The 22,289-nt window shown below is 41.0% G+C and carries 22 protein-coding genes and 1 pseudogene; 10 read left to right on the top strand and 13 right to left on the bottom strand.

Annotation, left to right across the window (positions count from 1 at the left end; genetic code table 11):
- Nucleotides 1-63 precede the first annotated feature (63 nt).
- Nucleotides 64-1,077: a LysR family transcriptional regulator gene (locus NSTCB13_RS20305; protein WP_335007605.1), complete on the bottom strand. Its 1,014-nt coding sequence runs from the start codon at nucleotides 1,075-1,077 to the stop codon at nucleotides 64-66.
- Nucleotides 1,078-1,289: 212 nt separating this feature from the next.
- Here NSTCB13_RS20305 and NSTCB13_RS20300 point away from each other — a divergent pair, with 212 nt between their 5' ends.
- From NSTCB13_RS20300 to NSTCB13_RS20270, 7 genes are all read left to right on the top strand, one after another.
- Nucleotides 1,290-2,006 (top strand): NnrU family protein, encoded by a 717-nt coding sequence (locus tag NSTCB13_RS20300; RefSeq protein ID WP_448273631.1) that lies wholly within the window; start codon nucleotides 1,290-1,292, stop codon nucleotides 2,004-2,006.
- 613 nt (nucleotides 2,007-2,619) lie between these two features.
- Nucleotides 2,620-3,006, top strand: coding sequence for a thioredoxin family protein (locus tag NSTCB13_RS20295; RefSeq protein ID WP_322679819.1), 387 nt, complete (start codon nucleotides 2,620-2,622; stop codon nucleotides 3,004-3,006).
- Between the two features lie 123 nt (nucleotides 3,007-3,129).
- On the top strand, nucleotides 3,130-3,264 hold the full coding sequence (locus NSTCB13_RS20290) for a hypothetical protein (protein ID WP_322713217.1): 135 nt from the start codon (nucleotides 3,130-3,132) through the stop codon (nucleotides 3,262-3,264).
- Entirely contained in the window at nucleotides 3,264-5,099 is a 1,836-nt protein-coding gene (locus NSTCB13_RS20285) for an NAD(P)H-quinone oxidoreductase subunit 5 (RefSeq protein WP_448273630.1), read from the top strand. The genes NSTCB13_RS20290 and NSTCB13_RS20285 overlap by 1 nt, the downstream gene beginning before the upstream one ends.
- A complete protein-coding gene (locus tag NSTCB13_RS20280) occupies nucleotides 5,074-5,367 on the top strand; it encodes a hypothetical protein (protein ID WP_448273629.1) in 294 nt (97 codons plus the stop codon). The genes NSTCB13_RS20285 and NSTCB13_RS20280 overlap by 26 nt, the downstream gene beginning before the upstream one ends.
- 138 nt (nucleotides 5,368-5,505) lie before the next feature.
- Complete coding sequence (locus tag NSTCB13_RS20275) at nucleotides 5,506-5,709, top strand: type II toxin-antitoxin system HicB family antitoxin (protein WP_448273628.1); 204 nt, start codon at nucleotides 5,506-5,508, stop codon at nucleotides 5,707-5,709.
- Complete coding sequence (locus tag NSTCB13_RS20270; protein WP_193918417.1) at nucleotides 5,706-5,891, top strand: type II toxin-antitoxin system HicA family toxin; 186 nt, start codon at nucleotides 5,706-5,708, stop codon at nucleotides 5,889-5,891. Before NSTCB13_RS20275 ends, NSTCB13_RS20270 begins: the two co-directional genes overlap by 4 nt.
- Before the next feature lie 141 nt (nucleotides 5,892-6,032).
- On the opposite strand, the gene NSTCB13_RS20265 is transcribed toward NSTCB13_RS20270, so the two are convergent.
- The 7 genes from NSTCB13_RS20265 to NSTCB13_RS20235 form a co-directional block, all read right to left on the bottom strand.
- Nucleotides 6,033-6,236, bottom strand: coding sequence for a hypothetical protein (locus tag NSTCB13_RS20265; protein WP_448273627.1), 204 nt, complete (start codon nucleotides 6,234-6,236; stop codon nucleotides 6,033-6,035).
- 268 nt (nucleotides 6,237-6,504) lie between these two features.
- Nucleotides 6,505-6,771 carry a hypothetical protein gene (locus NSTCB13_RS20260; protein WP_448273626.1) on the bottom strand — a complete coding sequence of 89 codons (267 nt, stop codon included), beginning with the start codon at nucleotides 6,769-6,771 and terminating at the stop codon, nucleotides 6,505-6,507.
- Nucleotides 6,772-6,853: 82 nt separating this feature from the next.
- Nucleotides 6,854-7,339 (bottom strand): helix-turn-helix domain-containing protein, encoded by a 486-nt coding sequence (locus tag NSTCB13_RS20255; RefSeq protein ID WP_448273625.1) that lies wholly within the window; start codon nucleotides 7,337-7,339, stop codon nucleotides 6,854-6,856.
- Nucleotides 7,336-8,727, bottom strand: coding sequence for a restriction endonuclease subunit S (locus NSTCB13_RS20250; protein WP_448273624.1), 1,392 nt, complete (start codon nucleotides 8,725-8,727; stop codon nucleotides 7,336-7,338). Before NSTCB13_RS20250 ends, NSTCB13_RS20255 begins: the two co-directional genes overlap by 4 nt.
- Nucleotides 8,717-9,274, bottom strand: a complete 558-nt coding sequence (locus NSTCB13_RS20245) for an HsdM family class I SAM-dependent methyltransferase (protein WP_448273623.1) — start codon at nucleotides 9,272-9,274, stop codon at nucleotides 8,717-8,719. Before NSTCB13_RS20245 ends, NSTCB13_RS20250 begins: the two co-directional genes overlap by 11 nt.
- 2 nt (nucleotides 9,275-9,276) lie before the next feature.
- The gene (locus tag NSTCB13_RS20240; RefSeq protein WP_448274197.1) at nucleotides 9,277-10,635 is read right to left on the bottom strand and encodes an N-6 DNA methylase; all 1,359 of its coding nucleotides are present in this window, start codon (nucleotides 10,633-10,635) and stop codon (nucleotides 9,277-9,279) included.
- Nucleotides 10,622-10,771 (bottom strand): hypothetical protein, encoded by a 150-nt coding sequence (locus NSTCB13_RS20235; protein WP_448273622.1) that lies wholly within the window; start codon nucleotides 10,769-10,771, stop codon nucleotides 10,622-10,624. The genes NSTCB13_RS20240 and NSTCB13_RS20235 overlap by 14 nt, the downstream gene beginning before the upstream one ends.
- A gap of 376 nt (nucleotides 10,772-11,147) precedes the next feature.
- Between NSTCB13_RS20235 and NSTCB13_RS20230 the strand changes: the two genes are divergently transcribed.
- A complete protein-coding gene (locus NSTCB13_RS20230; RefSeq protein ID WP_448273621.1) occupies nucleotides 11,148-12,725 on the top strand; it encodes an NAD(P)H-quinone oxidoreductase subunit 4 in 1,578 nt (525 codons plus the stop codon).
- A 312-nt stretch (nucleotides 12,726-13,037) separates the two neighbouring features.
- On the opposite strand, the pseudogene NSTCB13_RS20225 reads toward NSTCB13_RS20230, so the two are convergent.
- Together NSTCB13_RS20225 and NSTCB13_RS20220 are read right to left on the bottom strand one after the other, a co-directional pair.
- A pseudogene (locus NSTCB13_RS20225) lies at nucleotides 13,038-14,013 on the bottom strand (DUF4351 domain-containing protein).
- 200 nt (nucleotides 14,014-14,213) lie between these two features.
- The gene (locus tag NSTCB13_RS20220; RefSeq protein WP_448273620.1) at nucleotides 14,214-16,820 is read right to left on the bottom strand and encodes an ATP-binding protein; all 2,607 of its coding nucleotides are present in this window, start codon (nucleotides 16,818-16,820) and stop codon (nucleotides 14,214-14,216) included.
- Nucleotides 16,821-17,221: 401 nt separating this feature from the next.
- Here NSTCB13_RS20220 and NSTCB13_RS20215 point away from each other — a divergent pair, with 401 nt between their 5' ends.
- Together NSTCB13_RS20215 and NSTCB13_RS20210 are read left to right on the top strand one after the other, a co-directional pair.
- Entirely contained in the window at nucleotides 17,222-17,944 is a 723-nt protein-coding gene (locus NSTCB13_RS20215) for a Uma2 family endonuclease (RefSeq protein ID WP_445631042.1), read from the top strand.
- Between the two features lie 195 nt (nucleotides 17,945-18,139).
- On the top strand, nucleotides 18,140-19,753 hold the full coding sequence (locus NSTCB13_RS20210; protein ID WP_448273619.1) for a WD40 repeat domain-containing protein: 1,614 nt from the start codon (nucleotides 18,140-18,142) through the stop codon (nucleotides 19,751-19,753).
- A 53-nt stretch (nucleotides 19,754-19,806) separates the two neighbouring features.
- On the opposite strand, the gene NSTCB13_RS20205 is transcribed toward NSTCB13_RS20210, so the two are convergent.
- From NSTCB13_RS20205 to NSTCB13_RS20195, 3 genes are all read right to left on the bottom strand, one after another.
- Entirely contained in the window at nucleotides 19,807-20,250 is a 444-nt protein-coding gene (locus NSTCB13_RS20205) for a DUF29 domain-containing protein (protein ID WP_448273618.1), read from the bottom strand.
- An 84-nt stretch (nucleotides 20,251-20,334) separates the two neighbouring features.
- Nucleotides 20,335-20,613, bottom strand: a complete 279-nt coding sequence (locus NSTCB13_RS20200) for a LapA family protein (RefSeq protein ID WP_445631045.1) — start codon at nucleotides 20,611-20,613, stop codon at nucleotides 20,335-20,337.
- Between the two features lie 152 nt (nucleotides 20,614-20,765).
- Complete coding sequence (locus NSTCB13_RS20195; RefSeq protein WP_448273617.1) at nucleotides 20,766-22,190, bottom strand: phosphoglucomutase/phosphomannomutase family protein; 1,425 nt, start codon at nucleotides 22,188-22,190, stop codon at nucleotides 20,766-20,768.
- Between the last annotated feature and the right edge of the window lie 99 nt (nucleotides 22,191-22,289).

Here is a 22,289-nt window from a genome sequence, read left to right as displayed (position 1 = left end):
TACGAATTATTTGGTCATTTACAAAAAACAAAGGAAAAATGACAAAGGACTAATAACCTGATTTTAGTCTTCACCAGATAAGGTGGGTGTTGCTACCTCCAATGTAGTTAACACTAGACTTTTTTGTGTTAATTTTAACACATCTTGATTCCATCCTGGGTTAGCAAACTGGGGCAAAATTTCTTGACTAAAGGCTTCGGCGGCCTTGGATCTATAGCGATTGGGATTACAAATCAGCCACAGCGTCCGTTTGACGACAACGCCTTCAATAGGAGTACGGTGCAAAACGCCCATTTGTAACTCTTTAGCGATCGCACTAGTTGAAACAAAGGCAGCCCCTAGACCAGATTGCACAGCATTTTTAATCGCTTCAATGGAATTTAATTCCATTTCAACTTTAAAACGTCTGGTATCGATTTCACAGCGTGCTAGCACTTGGTCAATTACTTTGCGGATAGTAGATTGGGAATCTAAAGCAATAAATTGTAATTTATATAGGTCTTCTTTCTGAATTTTTTCAAGTTTGGTAAAAGGATGAAAGACAGGTAAAATCAGCGCTAGTTCGTCCTCAGCGTAAGGAATCACTTCTAAAGATTCTGACAGTTCGCCGGGAATTTCACCACCGATAATTGCCAGATCGACTTGTCCGTTAGCGACACTCCAAGCAGTCCGTCGGGTAGAGTGGACGTGTAATTGCACTGCCACATCTGGATATTTTTGTCGGAACATACCGATCATTCTGGGCAAAAGATAAGTGCCGGTGGTTTGAGAAGCACCGACAATTAAAGTACCACCTTGGAGATTTTGTAAATCCTCGATCGCCCGGCAGGTTTCCTGACACAGACTAAGGATTTTTTCACCGTAGTTTAAGAGTAAATGCCCAGCTTCGGTTAACTGGGCACGTCGTCCTCCACGGTCGAATAAGGGGACATCGAGTTGCCGTTCGAGATTTTGGACTTGCAAACTAACGGCGGGCTGGGAAACGTAAAGACTATCAGCGGCACGCTTGAAGCTTCCTTCTTGAGCGATCGCTTTCAGGATACGTAACTGATCTAAAGTGAAAGGAAGGTCAGACATAAGGCTCAACCCACAAACTTTTAAAGGAGCAGATGCACGTAACAAATCCGGTTTGGCAGCAATCAGCCGGACATGATTTGTTGCATATTAAACTTGAAGGCTTGACTCGAAAAAGACAGTAGCACAACATCTTGACTAAAGTCCCCTTTTGAATACTTTGTGGTATTGGTTGTACTGAATTCAGTTTTCTTTAAATTACTTCACCTGTGTATATGCTGCTGATTTCTTGGTTGACACCCAGTCATTTTGTCATACTGGGGTTACAAATAGTTTTTGCGATCGCTCACAGTGGAGGCGCTGCTTTACGCCCTTGGGCAGAAAAATACATTGGCCCAAGGTTTTATCGCATTCTCTTTGCATTAGTCAGCCTACCGTTGGCTGTGATATTAATTATTTACTTTTTTGGGCACCGTTATGATGGTTTGCAAATTTGGCAGGTACAAGGGGTGCCAGGAGTGCGAGAATTTGTTTGGCTGCTGTCAGCAATCTCGTTTTTGTTTTTATATCCTGCTACCTTCAATCTACTAGAAATTGCTGCTATTCAAAAGCCCCAAGTTCATCTCTACGAAACAGGAATTATTCGGATTACCCGTCATCCCCAGATGGTGGGACAAATAATTTGGTGTGTTGCCCATACTCTCTGGCTGGGTACTACCTTTACTCTTGTGACTTCCATTGGATTGGTGTTGCATCATTTGTTTGGGGTTTGGCACGGGGATCGCCGCCTGAGCGATCGCTATGGGGAAGCTTTTGAAATTGCCAAACAGCGGACTTCAATTATTCCCTTTAAAGCAATTATTGACGGGCGTCAATCTCTCAAATGGCAGGAATTTCTCCGCCCTGCCTATTTGGGAGTTGCCATTTTTATAGCTTTACTTTGGTGGTCACACCCTCTGTTATTGGAAGCAACTAGTAGGATAGGATGGTAACTTTAGACGATCCCCAGTGTCAGCAGAAAATCTGAAATAGATGGAAATTTCAGCTTATCAAGCTTATCAATTGCTCCAAATCAATGTAGGATAAATTCAAACATCTAACAGTGGGGGGTGCGTTCAGTCAGCTTGAGATTTTATTATTGGTAGTCGTTGGTCAGTTGCCTTTCTTTGAAAGAAAGTGGCAGATTCAATCAAATCCCCAGGCAGTCACGGCAATCAGGAGTTTAATATCCAAAAAAGCCAACGCGACTGCTAGGGTCGCTTTTCTGTCAGAGACACATTAACGCGCTCAATTTTTGCCAGTAATTCTGTGTCCTGAAATTTCTGCCCTGAAAGCATCTATCGGCAGTTAGTGACTTGCCAATCCTCCACTGAAGCAGTGCTGAGTCCTGAGTCCTGAGTAAAAGCAAGCAATTTAATATTCATTGCTTGGAAAGTAGTCCCAATCCCCGCCTTACTCTAAAAGAAAAAGAAACGAGTTCCTCATTCAATCCCCTAACTTTTTGTTATGGACTTCTACTCAGCAACCAGAACTCGGAACTCAGCACTACTTAATTCAGTACTAATAGCTAGTTTGATATAAAAACCTTATAATCCAAGAGGCGTCATGGTGTTGTCGGTTAGTGAGCGGACATTTACTCAAGAAGTTTTAGAATCTCCTATTCCTGTTTTAGTTAACTTTGAAGCACCTTGGTGTGGCTTGTGCCGGATTATCCATCCACTTTTGTTGCAATTTCAAGCCCAGTGCGGCGATGAAATTAAATTAGTCGGGGTTAACGCCGATCAAAATTTTAAATTGTCTACTACCTATAGGCTAAAATCACTACCCACTTTACTATTGATTGAAAATGGCACTATTCGCCATCGCTTGGAATGCTTTCGCGGCAGGGAAGATTTACGTCTAGCTTTAGAAGAGATTAAAGCCAGCTACAGCAATTACCCCAAAATCTACAAAAGTTCAAAAACAGTGGACTTAGAATGCCGATCGGCCTGATGGATATTGGGTGTGGGGCATGGCGGCATTGGGGAGGCAGTGCGGTCTTGGGGTCTCCCCAAGCGGAGCAACTGCCGTCATTGAGCAAATAACTAATGACCAATGACCAATGACTAATGACTAATGACCAAATCTAAAACCATGCTTAATACCCCACCCAATCAGTCTTGGGTGGGTTATTTTATCCTAAAGGGTGTAGTCACAATTATTAACAGTTTCGACACGCTAATCAAGAATTCTAAAAGTAGGCGTCAGTGATGGAAGTAATCTATCAGTATGCCTGGCTGATTCCGGTGTTCCCTCTTCTTGGGGCAATGCTGGTCGGTCTAGGGTTAATCTCGTTGAATCAGGTGACAAACCGCCTCCGCCAGCTTAATGCTGTGGTGATTATCTCCATGATGGCAGCAGCTATGGTGCTGTCGTTTGCCTTGCTCTGGAGTCAAATCCAAGGACATCCGTCTTATACCCGCACCTTGGAGTGGGCAGCAGCAGGTAATTTTCACCTGAGCATGGGCTACACTATTGACCACCTGACAGCCCTAATGCTGGTGATTGTCACAACGGTAGCCTGTTTAGTTATGGTTTACACCGATGGCTACATGGCTCACGATCCCAGTTACGTGAGGTTTTACGCCTATCTCAGTTTGTTTGGCTCCTCAATGTTAGGTCTGGTGGTCAGCCCCAACCTAGTACAAGTTTACATATTCTGGGAACTGGTCGGGATGTGTTCCTACTTGCTGGTCGGTTTTTGGTTCGATCGCAAGTCAGCAGCCGATGCCGCTCAAAAAGCGTTTGTGACCAACCGTGTGGGTGACTTTGGTTTGTTACTCGGCATTTTGGGGCTGTTCTGGGCAACAGGAAGCTTTGATTTTAATATCATGGGCGATCGCCTTGCCCAACTCGTCGAATCAGGTTCGATCAGCAATTTTCTCGCTGTCCTGTTTGCGATTTTAGTTTTCTTAGGCCCAGTTGCAAAATCAGCACAATTTCCCCTCCACGTCTGGCTACCAGATGCAATGGAAGGCCCCACCCCCATTTCTGCCTTGATTCACGCGGCAACAATGGTGGCGGCGGGTGTTTTCCTGATTGCCCGGATGTACCCAGTATTTGAAGACGTTCCAGCCGCAATGAATGTCATTGCCTTTACTGGGGCGTTTACGGCGTTTTTGGGGGCAACCATTGCCATTACCCAAAACGACATCAAAAAAGGCTTGGCTTACTCCACCATTTCCCAACTTGGTTACATGGTGATGGCAATGGGAATAGGTTCCTACAGTGCAGGACTATTCCACCTGATGACCCACGCCTATTTCAAGGCGATGCTGTTCTTGGGTTCAGGTTCAGTTATTCATGGTATGGAAGGTGTCGTTGGTCACGACCCCGCCTTAGCGCAAGATATGCGCTTGATGGGTGGACTGCGAAAGTATATGCCGATCACGGCAACTACCTTTTTGATTGGTTGCTTGGCAATTTCTGGTATCCCGCCCTTTGCTGGTTTCTGGTCAAAAGATGAAATTTTAGGGAAGGCTTTTGAGGCTAACCCACTACTTTGGTTTATCGGTTGGCTAACTGCCGGGATTACGGCTTTCTATATGTTTAGAATGTATTTCTCGACATTTGAAGGCAAATTCCGGGGTAATGACGAGAAAATCAAGGAAAAACTCAAGAAAGCTGCGGCGACAATTGTCCTGGAATTAGAATCAGAAGAATCAGTCCCGAATTTTGGGCCTGGGGCGATGAAGAAAGGAGAATTGGCGGCAACTAGTCAGCATCATGATTCCCATGACTCCCACGGGCATCACAGCGACTCTCCCCACGAATCGCCGTGGACAATGACGCTGCCGTTGGCAGTGTTGGCTGTGCCTTCGATTTTGATTGGTTTGGTGGGAACTCCCTACGCCAATTATTTTGAAGAGTTTATCTTTCCTCCTAGTGAAACTCTCTCCGAAGTTATAGAAAAGGCTTCCGAGTTCAATCCGACGGAATTCTACATTATGGCGGGTGCCTCAGTCGGAATTTCTTTGATTGCGATTACCTTAGCTTCGCTGATGTATTTGAGCCGTAAGATTGACCCCGGCTGCGATCGCTGCTAAAATCCAACCACTTTACGAGTTATCTCTCAACAAGTGGTATTTTGATGACATTTACCATCGGGTTTTTGTCCTCGGCTTGCGTCGCCTAGCTAGACAAGTTATGGAAGTTGATTTTCGCGTTGTAGATGGTGCTGTTAACCTCACAGGCTTTTTCACCCTTGTCAGTGGTGAAGGTCTGAAGTACCTAGAAAACGGTCGCGCCCAATTCTATGCCTTGATTGTGTTTGGGGCGGTTTTGGGCTTAGTGGTTGTCTTTGGTGTCACCTGATTTTCATTGGGGTGGGCGGCTGTCCGCCCCTAAGTTTTTTAAGAGTCTAAATTAGACTCCTTTTTTTGCCTAATAGTTCAGTAATTTAATATACAGTCTTCTAAAGTACTCAAAAACCTCGTAGTTCAGAAAAAGGCAGTGAATAGGCAAATGATTAAGAAGAAATACATTTACTGGCAAGATGATGATATGTGGTTAGGTTATCTCGAAGAATATCCTGACTATTGGACTCAGGGTGAAACCGAAGAGGAGCTAAGAGAAAATCTACTCGATATTTACAGTGAATTAACAAGTGGAAATATCCAAAATATTCGTAGAGTTGCAGAACTTGAAGTTTCATGAAACGAAGAGATTTAATCAGTAAGCTTGAAGAAATGGGTTGTATCTTCGTTCGTCATGGTGGCAAACATGATTGGTATCAGAATCCAATAACAAAAATTTCTCAAGCTGTTCCCAGACATAGAGAAATCAAAGAGCAACTTGCAAAACATATTATTAAGATGCTTAGTGATGAAGCTGGCTAACACTACGTTAGAGCCGACCTTTAAAAGCGTCCGACGGGCGGTGCGTCATCCCTATGAATAAAAGAAACAAGTAAAATCCTCTTTCCTCTTGCCTTGTTTCTTAGGAGCCTAAATTAGACTCCTTTGGCTGATAATCAGCAATTAAATATTAAAATCTTCTTTTACATCATGTGGCGGTTCAAACATAATCTCAAAACCTCCATTGGGAATAGTTCGACGCAAAAATCTTAAATGGTCGTCTGCATCTTGGCGGTTAGCAAAACGGGCGACAGTGTGAGATTGGGTTATAACTACAGTTTTTACTATCACCCAAGGATGATTTTGGGCAATAACTGGTTTTATCATGGTGAATGTCTCCTTTTGTTAGGGAGCCAAGAGCCAGCAGGAAGCGTCGGAAACTTATTTGCTAGCTTTTGACAAGATTTGTAATTTTGTTGCTGGGTTGCTGTAAGTGTGAGTGTGTTTTTATCGTTTCTAAACACTCTCATCTCATAGATTTTGTGGTAAAAGCTGGGTTGCATCATGGTCGTGCAGTCCTGGGACAACTAGCCATAGCCACATCCGGCACTTGAACAAGCGCAATGATAGAAGTTCTTCAGGGAATATTTGATTTCTATGACCTTGCCAGTGTCCAAGGTGTGCAAGTTGTTGTTTGGCGCAGATTGGGCAGAGGGTCGCCTGGTTTTCCTTTGTCGATGGTGTAGTTTGAGTCTTCAGGATTGAGGGGTTTGATGCCGGGAAAGCGCCCTGCTTGGGAATGGGGGCAGGGTTTGCCGTCAAGTTCTGCGGGGATGATGCCAGTGCAAATTAGGTTGTCTGGGTATACGTTGCCGTCGGGGGAGAGAAAGAGGGCTTTGGGTTCGGTGTTTTGAATATTCATTTTACAATGTAGATTGTATATTGACAAAAATAAAGTCTACATTGTAAAATGTCAACAAATAGACCAAAAGTTCTTTTGACCTTTAGCCTCTCTCTCTATATTTAAACCCAGCTTGATCCGCAATTAAGGTTAGGTATTTCGATGTAGCTAGGGTTGGCTCATAGGCTGCAATTTCCCATTGACTGACTGTTTGCTGATAGACACCTAGCCTTTCTGCAAACTCTGCCTGTGTTAAACCCATGTGAAGACGCAGTGCTTTGATTAATTCGCCATTCCACAGTACAGTGTCACCTTTAAGCTGAACTTGAAAGTTATTAGGAGGTTTATAAAATTTGATTTGCTGCTTATCAAAATCAACATCTTCAACCCGATACCCTGCTTCTATCCAGGCTGAAGCTTGTAACGCACCTTTACTGCGATTACTCCACCACGCCCGTTTAATTTTCGCTGAATTGGGCAAAGTGTCTTTTATTAAATTCTCAATTTCAGCAAATGATAGAGTTATTTCATTTTGATCGCTGCCACGCAAAAATTCAAGGAGTGGCTGATATTTACTCCCCTCCTTCATGTCACATCTTCCTCTCCCAGTATCATGCGTTCAATACGGGCTTTTGCTTCATAAACTAAGTTTTCAGTCTGAGTATGTAGGCTTTTAGCTTTATTGGAGCGTTGAGTAATTTCCGTAGCTATTTCGTTTTGAACTTCTTTATCAGGAACAGGAATAAGCGTTTCTTTAATATCACTTTCTAAGATAGCTGGGTATGATGAACCCGCAGATCGTCGCCTAAATTGTTCAAGGGTGGTGCTTAATCGTAAAGCCAAGTGTAGATATGCAGAACTTATTTTTTCTGTTGAATGAATAATAGTAAATCCTGTAGAACAAATAAAACCTTCCATTTCATTTTGGATCAGTGCAATTGCTCCTCTAGTAGGGCGTACTGTAGATACAATAATATCTCCAGTATGAACAACTTGCCTCGCACGGCTAGGCGCATTTGCTTCAGTAACTTCTATAGCTCTTTCAACCGTTCCTAACTTAATATCAATACTGGAAATATCAATATACTGAAATATAGCTTCTGCCTCATTTGACAGTTTTCGTGTTCTTTTAGGAAATTTAGCAACAGCCTTTATGGGTAAAACTTGATTTATATATGGGTCAAATTTATGAAAACCCATATTGAAATCTACATCAAACCGAGATTCATACATTTCTGCTATTGGCTTTATAAAACGCTTTTTTTCTTGAACTTTTTCAAGAGATATGCCTAATCTACTAAACACATAATTATCAATTGTTTGATATAATTTTTCTGCCTCAGCTAGCTTATGCTGCCGTCTAGCATAAGCATCTTGCATTATTTGAGCAATGCGGTCTTGAATAAGTCGCGGTGGTATGAGTATGCGAAGTAAACCAATCTCTCCCATATTTATGTTGAAAACCGTTTGACCATTTGCAATCCTTTCTGATTGATATCTTCCTAATTCACTGTTTAGAAAAGTAGCTAAGTAGTAAGGATTTAAACGATCAGATTTAAGTCTAATTTTTGCTATAGCCTGATTGGAATTACATTCGCTTATTTCTTCAGGAGCAACAATTGATAAGCCTATTGTCCCAGCCATAGAATATAGAACATCACCAGGATAGACTTTTGATTTAGGTAATTTTATATGAATTTCATGTGGTATCCGAGGTACATTTGACCAAGAAATACCATCTTCCTTTAAATCAGTAACTCGTAAATACGGAATCCCATCATTAACCCATACTAATAAATTGCATAAAGAATATGCACCGAAGTTGACAATTTGTTTTGTATAATTTGCCAGTGGCTCTATTGGATACTTTCCTTGATCAAGCAGTTTTTCTATTTCTAGGTATTTGTCATCAAAGTAATGAAAGTCCCATCTTGGTTGTTGACTAATATAGCCAATAGTTAGAGTTTTACTTTCCATAACTTAACCACCCTAAGCATTTATCAAAATCTTTAATCGTCCCTTTAACTTCTGGTGGTTCATGAGCTTCATCCTCAGATACAGACATACGACCAGCAGCATCATAGCCGATATTGTCAATGCGAGCCATGTAAACCTTATAGTTTTCATCAGCTTCGATAACTTCTTGCCCAAGTTCTAGTTGTTGATTTGTTAATAACAGTGTTTCGCGCTTTTCTAAAACAACTACGCTAGTTTTCACACCTGCACCATAAGGTGCAAATGTAGCTTGTGGTAAGCTAATTACTGCCCTCAACTTTGCCCAGCGTAAAATCCAATCTCGAATATGTTGCATTGAAATATTTGCTAATATTCCATCAGGTAACACAATTGCTAACTTGCCTCTTGGTGCAAGAAATTCTAGACAACGATTAATAAAAGCCACTTCTTGCGGTAGGCTTGGAACAACCTTGCCCTTTTTCTTTGTCACTCCATCTCGTCCAGCAAAGTCTTTTAAAACACTTTCATTAGTCACTTTAGAACCAAATGGAGGATTAGTTAATATCATTGTTAACCCTCCCATGTAAAACCCAGGACGTTCTGGAAGCCCCTCTGTAATTCCTCCTGTAATACTACCCAATCGCTCCAGCGAATCAAATCTGCATATTGTGCGCCATTCATTAAAGTATTAACTCGCGCTATGTGCATCACAGTTCGAGAATATTCAGCACCAAATAAATGATTATCTCGAAACTTGATAAACTCTTGGGTTGGTTCTTCAGGATTAATCCCCTCAGCACTACCACCATTATTTGCTATTGCTTTTGTATACTCCTGCTTACGCACATAATCCAAAACGTGCGTCAACATCCGCGCTGAACCGCAAGCAGGATCACCAACATAATCATTTACTGTAGGTTGCAAAATTCCCACCATTAAATTAATTACTGGTGTAGGTGTGAAATATTGCCCCAAATCATCGCGGAAAGTCTTACTTAAAAAATCCTCAAACACTCCACCTTTCACATCTGCTGAAGATTTTCGCAAACTCCAAGGCTGTAAACGCTTAACGATTTCCATTGTGGTGTGAGGCTTAAATTGCAGCACATCAGCCTCATTAAAAGCCAAACGCACACCCAAATCATCACCAAATTTTTTAGCTAGTGTTTCTCGTTCCCACTGCTTCGCTTTCTCAAAAGTATCTCTTACTTGAACTAATAAACGTTCTGGGTCAGTTTCATTACTAACACTAAATACATAAGCCCGTGATTCGCCTGTTTGCTTTACCAAGTCAATTGTTGCCTGTTCGTCATACCACTTAGCAAACAAGAATTTAACCATTGCATCAACTGCTTCTTGTGGCTGCAAACCCTCATTATCTCTCAGAATAGAGTGACAACCAGATCGCGTATCTCCCAAAACCTCCCGAAACCTATCACGAGTTAGTGGCGTAAGTCCGGTTTTAATCCCATCTGGTTCACTGGGATTAAGGATTACAGTATAAAAACTGTGCTTTGCGGCTTCACGGGCGCTTTCATACCTCTGTAAATCACCAATTATTTCTAACTTTCTTGGATATTCAAGGTCACGACGATAAATTACTGTATGTTTACCACTGGTTAAAATCGCATAACGGGCAGATGGTGAAGCACTCATGTAAGCGTTGAGTCGGTTAAGATGATCGACCCAACCTTCGCCTTTAGTCCCGCCAACTTTTTTACTTGGTTCCATAGCCTCCACCATAATGAAGGCTACATCCAAATTACCTACAGAATCAGCATAACGGTCATCGTAAACTACAAGGTCTGCCCGTCCTTGATAGCGTCGCCCACCTTGATGAGTTCCCTCGGCAAAATCTGAATTTAGTTCTAGTTCCATTGCCTCTAGTGGAACACCGTACTCTTCTACTAAAATCTCAAGCGCCCACATCGTCACAGGGGTCTTCTGCTGGACGCACATAAGAACCATCAGCTTTAAATAACTTCCGTAGATTTATATCCTCGCGATAGTTCTGTGGGATGTTAGCCGGATTTTGGTAAGGATTAGTGAAATCGGAGAAAGGCATGAAGTTATTGCTATGGGAGACAGACTACACAGTAGATAAATGATATGCGATCGCGGGCGATCGCGCTTTATCTATGTATGGCTATGTCTTTTTAATTGCATCTCCAATCTCTTCTAAAGCGATAGGTTAGGCTACACGATCGCACCGCTAAAATTCTAGCTTACCAACTTTTTCAGGGTAAATTTTTGACTTAACCGGGAGTATCACAACGCACATTCCACACCCGCAAATGTCAAAAAAGACTCCCAAGAGAAAAAATAGGGGATTGCCAATTTAATTAAATCAACCTAACGAGGAAGACGAAATCCTGAAAAAGCTGTTACTTAATAACTAGTGACTTTTTGCCAAACATGATTTTGATAGCAGACAAATTGTGATGAATACAGCTAATTTTCCGTGGCTGACGACGATTATTCTGTTGCCGATAGCCGCTTCACTACTGATTCCCATCATCCCGGATAAAGAAGGCAAAACAGTGCGCTGGTACTCCCTCGTTGTAGGGCTGATAGATTTTGCACTAATTGTTTATGCTTTTTATACTGGATATGATTTTTCCAATCCAGATTTGCAGTTGGTGGAAAGTTACCCCTGGGTACCCCAACTAGATTTGAATTGGTCAGTAGGGGCAGATGGCTTATCCATGCCCCTAATTATTTTGACTGGATTCATTACCACGCTGGCGATATTAGCAGCTTGGCCTGTCACCTTCAAGCCGAAGCTATTTTACTTCTTGATGTTGGCAATGTATGGCGGTCAGATTGCCGTGTTCGCCGTCCAGGATATGCTGTTATTTTTCCTGGTGTGGGAACTGGAACTAGTACCGATATACTTTCTGCTGTCGATTTGGGGAGGCAAAAGACGGCAATATGCAGCGACAAAATTTATTTTATACACCGCAGGCGGTTCGCTGTTTATTTTGCTGTCTGCCCTGACAATGGGATTTTACGGCGATACGGTGACGTTTGACATGCGATCGCTCGCCTTAAAAGACTTCGCCCTCAATTTTCAACTTGCCGTCTATGCTGGCTTCCTGATTGCTTACGCCGTCAAGTTACCGATTATTCCCTTGCACACTTGGCTACCTGATGCCCACGGTGAAGCTACAGCCCCTGTACACATGTTATTAGCAGGTATTCTCCTGAAAATGGGCGGTTACGCCTTAATTCGGATGAATGCCCAAATGCTCCCCGATGCCCACGCTTATTTTGCACCAGTGTTCGTGGTTTTAGGGGTAGTTAACATCATCTACGCTGCCTTGACATCCTTTGCCCAGCGCAATCTGAAGCGAAAAATTGCCTATTCCTCAATTTCTCACATGGGCTTTGTGATGATTGGTATTGCCTCCTTCACCGATTTGGGGTTGAGTGGGGCAGTATTGCAAATGGTTTCTCACGGGTTAATTGGGGCGAGTTTGTTCTTCCTGGTTGGCGCAACTTACGATCGCACCCACACCCTGATGTTGGATGAAATGGGCGGTGTTGCGAAGAGAATGCCGAAGATTTTCGCCATGTTCACCACCTGTTCAATGGCTTCTTTGGCATTGCCAGGGATGAGCGGTTTCGTGGCAGAATTGATGGTATTTGTTGGCTTTGCTACTAGCGATGCTTATAGCTCTACCTTTAAAGTTATCGTGGTGTTCTTGATGGCAGTAGGAGTGATTTTAACTCCGATTTATCTGCTGTCGATGTTGCGAGAAATTTTCTACGGTAAAGAGAACGAAGAATTAGTTTCTCACCAAGCTTTGATAGATGCTGAACCCCGTGAAGTATTTATCATTGCCTGTTTGTTAATTCCAATTATTGGTATTGGTTTTTATCCAAAATTGCTGACTCAAATGTATGACGCGACAACTGTACAATTGACAGCAAGATTGCGTGATTCCGTACCGACATTAGCACAGCAAAAAGACGAAACCCTAAAGGTTTCTTTGAGTGCGCCTCAAATTGGTAATTAAGTTGCGATCGCTACTTTAGTTTTGTTTAAATATTTATTGCTTTGAGGGCGGGTTTTGTACCTGCCCTTTTTGTTACTCATTTGAAACTTTTAATTGAGTAAAGTAATAAACCTGTATGGCAATACTCTTGGGTTAGCCCCAAAAACCTTAAACTACGTAGGTTGGGTTGAGGAACGAAACCCAACATTTGCAGGACTTTGTTGGGTTGCGCTTTGCTTAACCCAACCTACAATTTTTCTTAACTGAACAGTATTGACCTATATGGCGTAAGTGAGTAAATAGATTTTTTACAATTATTCTAAAAATAGATTATTAAGCTGATAAATTTGTTTGCAACCAGTGAAGTAAATCTTCCATAGCATTAAAATCTAACAAAGCTTCACTAAGAGTTTCTAATTGATTTAAAGAAAGAGATTGGATGCGCTTTTGCAATTGTGGTGATAATTCTCCCAATCGTTTTTGTAATAACCTTAAAATAAGCTGTTGTTCGCCTTCTAGTTTCCCACGTTCGTAGCCGATGCGCTCACCTGTGGTTACATATCTCATAGCTCGCTCCTGCTCAAATTGTTTAAACTCTTCCCAAAACTGATTTTCTAATGCGTTTGGTAATATCATAACCCAATCGATAAATCGATACAGGTTGCGAATATCCTGTTCTTGTAAACCCAAATCATATAACCTGCGAATTAAGCTAAATTTCCATATTTTTCGTTGTTCGGGTGATGAGCGCGTCTGTTGCGTTTTCAAATGCGCCATGACAACAGTTGCAAATGGATTATCGCTATTTTCTAACTCGTGAAATCGACTTTCGTAATCTAAAAGTTTAATACTACCAAATTCAAAAGTTAAGCGAGTATTGGGATAATTGTAGCTGTAATTATTTGGCCGCCATTCGCGGTTTGGATCGCAGAGGATTGCAAGGCTAATTGCTGGTCGATCGAAGCGGTCAAATATGCGAAAGTTGTAGGTAAACATCCGCTTGGTAAAGTTATCTTCTTTTTGTGCCTGAATTTCAACATGAATTAATAACCAGAGTTCTTCGCCTTGGATTTGCCAAACTTTGACTAATTGATCGGCATATCGCTTACCCTGTTCGGCTTCACGAGCAAGTTGATTGAAATTCTTTATCTAGAAATTCGTAGGGACGCTCCCAATTAATTAATGCAGAAGTTTCTGGAAAAAAGAAATGCATTGCTTGAGGAAAATAAACTTCTATAATTTCTTTCCAAGGGCTATCAAAATCAGCGCGTAGGTGTAGCCCGTCGTAGACATCGTTAATATTGGTCATGAATTGATGACAGATAATAATTTAACAAATTACATATTGATTTTTTAGTAAAGTTTTACAGTAATAAATCATTTATTTAAAACTATATCCAAATCAACAAATTATTCCATAAATCGGTTTTATTCAACAAACTGAATTCGTACAGCATCTCGTAGACAAGTGGCTTTGTTACATATAATAAGGCAAATAGCAAGCATATTTTAGGAATAATTTACGACTGCTAGAGTAGCAGCAGATGTAGTAGCTAGTTCACGACTTTGGCAAATCGGAATCTCAACCCAAAATTCTGCTCCTTGTCCTGGTTCAGAAATACACCAAATAGCTCCGTTGTGTTTTTCTGTGACAATCTGAGCGCTAATTGCTAGCCCTAATCCAGTGCCTTTACCTGCGGCTTTTGTAGTAAAGAAAGGGTCAAATAATTTTTGCTTAACTACTTCGGTCATGCCAGGGCCATTATCTGCAATTTGTACAGTTATGTAATCCGAGTTGCGTAACTCAGTACGAATTACAATCTGGCTGGGTTTAGCTTCTATATCTTCAAGAGTTCGCTTACTGTCATAATTATCGAGGGCATCAATGGCATTACTAATAAGATTCATAAACACCTGATTGAGTTGTCCGGCATAGCATTCTACTAAGGGAATATCACCATATTCCTTGACTATTTCAATTCCGTTATTTCCCGGCGTTTGTTTGAAGCGATTTTGTAAAATCAGTAGTGTGCTATCAATACCTTCATGAATGTTGACAGGTTTCATATCCGCTTCGTCAAGGCGAGAAAAATTTCGTAAGGAGAGAACTATTTCCCGAATGCGATTAGCTCCCATTTTCATGGAAACTAATATTTTAGGTAGATCCTCAGCCATAAACTCAAAGTCGATCGCTTCTATATGAGCTTGTACTTCAGGTGTCGAATGAGCATTAGATTTTTGATAAAGTTCTATCAGTTCCAACAAGCCCAGCGTATATTCACTTACATGGGTCAGGTTGCCGTAGATAAAGTTAACTGGGTTATTGATTTCATGAGCTACACCAGCCACTAGTTGACCTAAACTCGACATTTTTTCGGTCTGAATTAGTTGAGCTTGAGTCTGTTTGAGATTGTGCAGAACTTTGTTGAGTTGTTCTGCTTGGGCAGTAGCAGCAGCAGTAGCAGCGCGACTTTGATTATACAATTGGGCTTGGTCAATGGCGATCGCTAACTGGTCAGCCACGCCTCGAATGATTTCCACCTCATCATCACTCCAGGGGCGAAGCTCTCTACTATGTTCGCAGACAATCACACCCGATCGACCCGATTGAGTTTGAACTGAAACTGTTAGTAGAGACTTAAAGCCCAATGTCACCAGTAAATTCCGACTCTTGAAATCAAGCCAGGAATCTGCCGCAATGTCATCAAAGCAAAGCAAATTCCCTTGCATAACAGCCTCACTTAAAGCTTCCACATTTTGGATCGGAGAACAGCCTAAAGGTTCTGTTAAGTCGGGAGCGCAAGCTTGCTGACTCAGTTCCAAGCTAGTAGATTCATCTTCTTGATAACACCAAAAAAATTGGCATCGATCGATCTGTAGCAGTTGCCGAACTTCACCCACTACTGTACTCAAAATCGTATTTAGATCCAGCGAGTTACGAATTTGACTAGATAGACGAGTTTTCAGAATTTTTTCCCGTTCAACTAGCTTTCGCAATTCGACTTCAGACTGCCTTAACTCTATCTGGGCAATATTACGATTAACACTAGCTCTTGCTAGTAGCCAAGAACCAATGCCAATTAGTCCTACTAACCCAGCATATAGCGGTAGCAATTGACTCAAAAATCGGTTTGATTTGGTTGTCAACGTCTCTGGTGACACCCATGAAACAATCTTCCAGTGATAGGATTTAGTATCAATTTGATTTTGACTTGGTGCAAAAGCTTGTCCTGCTCCCGTACTAGATTTTTGCCCTTCGAGAAGTGGATAGACTGTGGTAAAAGTGAACATTCCTTCACTAGTTTGGAATTGTCCCGATTCTTGTTGAGAAATCCGCTGCCATGCTTGGGGAAAAGTTTTGCCAAAAGTGCGGTTTTTGCGATCGGGAAACATAAATCCCCATTCATCTTCAGGCTTCGCCCCTTTTAACCAGTAGCCATCGGCATTCAGTAACATTCCCTGGCTAGGGGCGTTAGCAAAAGCTTGATTAAAATTGTCTAGCAGTTTTGCACCGAAATAATTTAACACCACAATGCCTCGTTTCTGCCCACGGCTATCAAAAACGGGAGTGCCAAAGCGGATCATTGGCTTCAAGGGTTGTTCAACCTGACCACGTTCGATGTTTAGGTCAAGAGGAGAGACAAATACTTGTCCTTGGTTCAGGCGGAAAGTGTCATTAAACCAGTAACGCTTGGTTTGAACTTGCAGTTTTTCTTCGGGGACAATCCCTGGTTCACCCTTGTTAAAGTTGACTCTGACAATTTCCTTACCCGATCGATCCAAAAAGCGAATTTGGTCGTAAAGTTTTTTATATCCAGAAAATAATAAAAATTCTTGAGAAAGTGCCTGTTGTCTACCCACTCCCTCTAAAATTCTTTGTAGCTCGTTTTGTTTAGAGATAACCATCAAATCTGAGACAACCGAGTGAAAGTCTCCGCTAATTACTTTAGTTTGTAAATCTACCTTACGGAGTTCATTTGTTTTGAGCAGAACTTGCTCGGTTTGTACCTGTTGGTAGTAGATAGTGGCGATAACAACTCCAACTAAAGCTGACAATGGCAAAAAAACTATTAGGAAGTTTTTGATTAAAACTCGTGAATGGATTTGTGGTGACATCTCTGATACTTAGGTACAACTCAAAAATCGGGCTGAAAATTAGCTAATTTCCAGCTACGCCATGTTTTCTGAGTCAAGGTTGAGAGAAGACTTTTTCTCCTGGTAGGTATAGGTAATCAGCCCAGCTACCAAATTCACCATGAAATTGAATACTCTGCGACTTCTGGAATGTTCGAGTTGAACAATGTTCCGCCCTTTTTTGCTATTGTCAGTTAGACACTCTGGTAGTCAGTACCGAAAATCCACGAGTTTAATGTAAAGATTTTACACTTATAAAGATTTAATTACTGAGAAGAAAGATACAAAGCAATCGCTAAACATGGCTTTTGATTCTTGCCATGCGATCGCACATCAATAGATTACGTACAATCTATCTAAAATCAGATTTGGCAAAACCGCTCATGTTAAACTACAATCCGCTGCATTGTTTGCCATCTTCCGAAGAACTACCCGACTCAGATGATACTGCTGTGGATAATGAACTCCAAAATTTAATTCCCGGCTTGCTGAAAACGATCCTGGCTTTGGTTTGGTGCGATCGCTGGAATTGGTTCTTTGGTGTTGACATGGGTATTTATTATCACCCAGATAAACCAGCTATTGTCCCTGATGGGTTTCTCAGCTTAGGAGTTAAACGTGTCATTGATGAGGACTTACGCCTAAGTTATGTGCTATGGGAAGAAAAGCAACTGCCAATTTTAGCACTAGAAGTTGTTTCTCAAATTTATCGCGAAGAATATAACACCAAGAAAGAATTTTATGCCAAAGAATTAGGAATTTTGTACTACGTTGTATATAGTCCCCTGCGGCGGAAAAAGACACCTTTGGAAGTGTATCATTTAGTTGATGGGGAATATATCTTAATGTCAGGAAATCCCGTTTGGCTACCAGAAATTGGTTTAGGAATTGGGCGAGAACGAGGAATTTATCAAGGTATAGTGCGGGAATGGCTGTACTGGTATGACGAAGAAGGGCAAAGATTGCTGATACCAGAAGAACGCATTAGGGAAGCCGAAGAACGCACAGCTTTTGAAGAACAGCGACGGGTAGAAGCAGAACAAAAAGTGAAAATGTTAATTGAAAGGCTAAATGCGCTAGGTGTCGATCCAGAAAGTTTGGGTTGAAATTTTATCCAGTAAACTTTAAAAAATCAGTCCTTTTTTGCCCAAAATTGGCAATTATTTGTGCTGAAAAAAGTGTCGGGAGTATTGGTTGATTAATATACTCATTGCAGATTTTATTTCTGGCAGTTTAGTTAACTCTGTTAAAGTCAAATCTTTGGCATAATTTTGTAACACATAAAGAATCCTTTAAACTTTATGAATACTACTAATCTTCTGAGAGAAATACAAATTGAGTTCATTCAAAGACTCAATACAAATCAGGATGAAGAATTGTTATGTTCTAGATATGAAGGAAATTATAGTGAATTAAAAATTATTTTATTGGATGAATTAAGAGATGCTAGAGAGTTTGCTTGGAAAATGGTTGATAAATTTAAACATCAGAGTAATAATGCTCGTGTGAATTTCTCTAATCATCTAAAAGGAAAGTTGGGAGAAATTGCTGTAAAACACTCTCTTGGAAACTATATAACTTCCGTAAGTTATGAAATTCTCCCTAGCGGCGATGGGAAAGTTGATTTTAAGATTAACTCAAATAAAAATATTGGAATGCAAGTTAAAACTCGATATGGCAACATTAATACTCAATGGAAGTTTTCTAAAGATGAAATAGAAAAAAACAAGGTTTTGGCATGTGTATTGATTCATGAAAAACATTGGGAAAGTCAAATTTTTAATGAGTTTGAATCAGAATATAGACTTGTGATGGCAGGATTTATTACTACAGAAATTATTAAAGATAAAATTAATGCCAATGAAATTTATTTACAGTCCGATAAATACGGATATTCTATTAGTCTAAAAATAGAGAACTTACTTCATGGTAGTGGTTTAAAGAGTTGCCTGAAACATTTAGAATTTATAAACAATTTGCAGTGGAGAGAGTATCAAATTCAGGCAGAAGGTGGAGATATATGCAGTCTTATAATTAGCCGAACTAACAAAACACTCGTAACAGGCGATAGTTGCCATTACATCAATTTTTGGGATTTGGAAAATCAAACCTTGCAATACTTTGTTGCAAGTACTAGAAGACAAACTGGCGATGGGCATAGCGGAGATGTTACTGCTCTTGCTTTAAGTCCTGACAATAATTTTTTTGCTTCGGGAAGTGATGATAAAACTATTAAAATCTGGGATTGTAATACAAAAAGCCTACTTAAGACCTTAAAAGGGCACTCACAATCTGTGTATTCTCTAGTTTATAGCTTTGATGGTAAGCGAATTTTTAGTGGGAGTCTAGATCAAACGGTCAAGGCTTGGAAAGTACCTGACTTTGAAATAGAGTTCACCATAGATGTCAAAGATAATCTAAATTCAATTAAAATTCATCCTAATGGTGAAATTTTAGCTACTGCTGGGAAAGATAAAAATATTAGTTTTTGGAGGGTATCAAATCAGCATTTACTATGTAAATTATCAGCACACGAAGAACAAATTATGGATATCTGTTTTTCTAGCGACGGATTTATTTTGGCAAGTTGTAGTAAGGATAAAACAATAAAAATTTGGAATACCTCTCATAAAAATTTAATAAATGGATTAAAACCACATTTAAAATTTATAAGGTTACACGAAAGCTATATTAATGCAATTACAATTAGCCCTGACTGCAAGCTACTTGCGAGTATAGATGGAAATGGAACTGTATATTTATATGAGATTGAAACAGGACAACTGATTTGCAAGCATCCTGAACAACTTCCATATAGTTATAGCAGAACTCATGCAATAGCATTCAGTCTAGACGGAAAACTTTTAGTTGCAGTAGCAAAGCATATCATCAGAGTTTGGCAACGGGTTAACTAATATAGACATTTCTTTATAATGTGCTTCCTATGACACAGCCACAATTACAGTTATCAAATATCGTTTACTTCCGGTAGCCAGTCTTCATCCAACACTAACTCTACAGAATATGGGCACTCTTCTGGAAACACGGATACAAGTATCCCCGTTTGCTTGGCTGCTTGCCGACGCGCCTTTTGATAGCTTTGCTCAAGTTGCTCTGTAGGATAGCTCTTAAGACTAGGACTATCTTCTATTACTAACTCAATTTGGGTACGAGAATCGGTGATAGAATCGAGCCAACTATCTGAGCGACGCTGGGGTTGATATTGCCACTTGAGCAGATGCAAAAGTAAGCGAGTTAGTTGACTAGCAATACTCCGCCGTTCACTTTTGCCCAAGCCTTCAACCTCTTCAATCAGATGTTCTACATCAACTTCATGCCAGCGATGCGATCGCAATAGTTGGGCTGTCTGTTGAATCCACAAGTTAAAATCTGCTTTATAAGTTGCGCTCATAGCCGTTCTCGATCGGTTGCATAGTTTAAGCCATAGCACGTAGCTTTTCGGGCAGAAATCAATCTCATCAGTTTTTTTCAAGCCTCAAAAATCTTCATCATCAACAAAAAATTCGGCATCGTCTTCCAATCTAGAATTACTCTGCCCAATACCAGCAAGTCCCCACAGAGGTTGCAGCAGTGCCATACCAATTAACCCGACACCGGCACTAAAAGCTAGCACTAAACCCATTGGTATCTGAATCGATTGGAATGTTAAAAATTTTAACGATACGGGTGTAGCATTTTGGACTGAAATAATTGCGATCGCTATTACCCAAACTGCTACAACTAAAGATGTAAAAAAAGGAGCAAGAGTTTTCATACTTTGATCGAAATGAGGAGTTAGGAGTTAGGAGTTAGAAGTTAGGAGTTATATTTTGCTCGAAATTAGAAATAAGGAGTTAAGAATTGTTACTTTACAACTCTTAACTCCTAATTCATAACTCTTAACTCTTAATTCCTAACTCTGGCAAATTAAACTGCTACTGCCTCTAGTTTAGCAATGGCACTTTCTAACTCTTGGGCGATTTGGGTGAGTTTTTCGGGAGTGTTGGTTTCTAGGTAGACGCGTACCAGTGGTTCTGTACCGGAAGGACGCAGTAGAACCCAGCTACCTTCTTCTAAATACAGCTTAATACCGTCTTTACGCCCCACTTCCTTGACTTTAATTCCTGCTACCTCTGTAGGTGGATTTTTAGTAAAGGAGTCGATGACGGCGGTTTTGTGTGCCTCTGTGAGGTGCAAGTCTAGGCGGTTGTTGTAAAGTGGGCCATCGGCTTCAGCGATCGCTTCTTTGACAAGTTGACTCAGCGGTTTGCCTTCATAAGCGATCGCTTCTGCCACCAGCATATCGGCTAAAACCCCGTCTTTTTCGGGAATATGCCCAATAACACTCAAACCACCTGATTCTTCTCCACCGATTAACACGGCAGTTTCGCGCATTTTTTCGCCGATGTATTTAAAACCAACTGCTGTTTCGTAAATTTGCAGCCCATTTTTAGCAGCGAAATTATCCAGCAGGTGAGTTGTAGCGACAGTACGGACTATCGCGCCAGTTTTACCTTTATTTTTGATTAAATGACGTGCTAGGAGTAGCAGCACAGTATTCGGAGTAAGGACGTTTCCTTGTTCATCAACGATACCAAAGCGATCGCTATCTCCATCCGTTGCCAAGCCCAAATCAGCGCGATCGCGAACTACTGCTTCCACTAACTCAACTAATTGTTCTCCTTTGGGTTCTGGCATTCCACCCCCAAATAAAACATCTCTCCAATCGTGGAAACTTTCTAGTTGAACGCCACTATGTTGCAAAACTTCATCTAAATAGCCGCGAGAGGTAGAATACAAAGCATCGTACTTTACCTTTAAATTAGCGCTTTTGATCTTTTCTACATCAAGTAGAGTGTAGATAAATTGTAGGTAATCTGGTTTCGGATCGAAAATGGAAATTGAACCTGATGGGTTGTTCCCAGGCAACTCATCCGATGCACCTTCTATATTTGCCACAATAGTATCAGTAATCTCTGGAGTGGCAGGCCCAGCATAATCGGGTATATATTTAATTCCACAGTAAGGTGCTGGATTATGGCTAGCAGTAAACATTAACGCCCCAGCGGAATTTAGGTGACGGGCATTGTAGGCAATTACTGGTGTGGGACAATCCCGATCGGTAATTTTTACAGTCCAACCCAAGTCTGCTAATACTTGGGCCGCTGTTTGGGCAAACTGGTCAGCTAAAAAGCGAGTATCGTAGGCAATAAGTACTGGTCTATCTTTTGTGTAGGCTGTTTCTAAGTAAGTGGCGATTGCCCTTGTTACTTTTCTCACATTAGGAAAAGTAAAGTCATCGGCAATAATCCCTCGCCATCCATCGGTACCAAATTTTATCTTGCTAGACATTTTTGCCACTTGCTCCGGTACATTATCAGTACTATAAAAGCTTCCCGCAAAGCGTGTGTAGCAGCAAGTATCCTCCGAAGTTCTTTTCTAAGCAAGCCT

It is taken from the genome of Nostoc sp. DSM 114160 (genome assembly GCF_053470305.1).
Note: the sequence above shows the minus strand (reverse complement) of the source record. Positions and strands in the feature narration are given on the sequence as shown.

Excerpts from the sequence above, each read along its gene's own strand:
- NSTCB13_RS20305 (WP_335007605.1), bottom strand. The coding sequence starts at position 1,077 with ATGTCTGACCTTCCTTTCACTTTAGATCAGTTACGTATCCTGAAAGCG.
- NSTCB13_RS20300 (WP_448273631.1), top strand. The coding sequence starts at position 1,290 with ATGCTGCTGATTTCTTGGTTGACACCCAGTCATTTTGTCATACTGGGG.
- NSTCB13_RS20295 (WP_322679819.1), top strand. The coding sequence starts at position 2,620 with ATGGTGTTGTCGGTTAGTGAGCGGACATTTACTCAAGAAGTTTTAGAA.
- NSTCB13_RS20290 (WP_322713217.1), top strand. The coding sequence starts at position 3,130 with ATGACCAAATCTAAAACCATGCTTAATACCCCACCCAATCAGTCTTGG.
- NSTCB13_RS20285 (WP_448273630.1), top strand. The coding sequence starts at position 3,264 with ATGGAAGTAATCTATCAGTATGCCTGGCTGATTCCGGTGTTCCCTCTT.
- NSTCB13_RS20270 (WP_193918417.1), top strand. The coding sequence starts at position 5,706 with ATGAAACGAAGAGATTTAATCAGTAAGCTTGAAGAAATGGGTTGTATC.
- NSTCB13_RS20265 (WP_448273627.1), bottom strand. The coding sequence starts at position 6,236 with ATGATAAAACCAGTTATTGCCCAAAATCATCCTTGGGTGATAGTAAAA.
- NSTCB13_RS20260 (WP_448273626.1), bottom strand. The coding sequence starts at position 6,771 with ATGAATATTCAAAACACCGAACCCAAAGCCCTCTTTCTCTCCCCCGAC.
- NSTCB13_RS20255 (WP_448273625.1), bottom strand. The coding sequence starts at position 7,339 with ATGAAGGAGGGGAGTAAATATCAGCCACTCCTTGAATTTTTGCGTGGC.
- NSTCB13_RS20250 (WP_448273624.1), bottom strand. The coding sequence starts at position 8,727 with ATGGAAAGTAAAACTCTAACTATTGGCTATATTAGTCAACAACCAAGA.
- NSTCB13_RS20245 (WP_448273623.1), bottom strand. The coding sequence starts at position 9,274 with ATGATATTAACTAATCCTCCATTTGGTTCTAAAGTGACTAATGAAAGT.
- NSTCB13_RS20240 (WP_448274197.1), bottom strand. The coding sequence starts at position 10,635 with ATGTGGGCGCTTGAGATTTTAGTAGAAGAGTACGGTGTTCCACTAGAG.
- NSTCB13_RS20235 (WP_448273622.1), bottom strand. The coding sequence starts at position 10,771 with ATGCCTTTCTCCGATTTCACTAATCCTTACCAAAATCCGGCTAACATC.
- NSTCB13_RS20230 (WP_448273621.1), top strand. The coding sequence starts at position 11,148 with ATGAATACAGCTAATTTTCCGTGGCTGACGACGATTATTCTGTTGCCG.
- NSTCB13_RS20220 (WP_448273620.1), bottom strand. The coding sequence starts at position 16,820 with ATGTCACCACAAATCCATTCACGAGTTTTAATCAAAAACTTCCTAATA.
- NSTCB13_RS20215 (WP_445631042.1), top strand. The coding sequence starts at position 17,222 with ATGTTAAACTACAATCCGCTGCATTGTTTGCCATCTTCCGAAGAACTA.
- NSTCB13_RS20210 (WP_448273619.1), top strand. The coding sequence starts at position 18,140 with ATGAATACTACTAATCTTCTGAGAGAAATACAAATTGAGTTCATTCAA.
- NSTCB13_RS20205 (WP_448273618.1), bottom strand. The coding sequence starts at position 20,250 with ATGAGCGCAACTTATAAAGCAGATTTTAACTTGTGGATTCAACAGACA.
- NSTCB13_RS20200 (WP_445631045.1), bottom strand. The coding sequence starts at position 20,613 with ATGAAAACTCTTGCTCCTTTTTTTACATCTTTAGTTGTAGCAGTTTGG.
- NSTCB13_RS20195 (WP_448273617.1), bottom strand. The coding sequence starts at position 22,190 with ATGTCTAGCAAGATAAAATTTGGTACCGATGGATGGCGAGGGATTATT.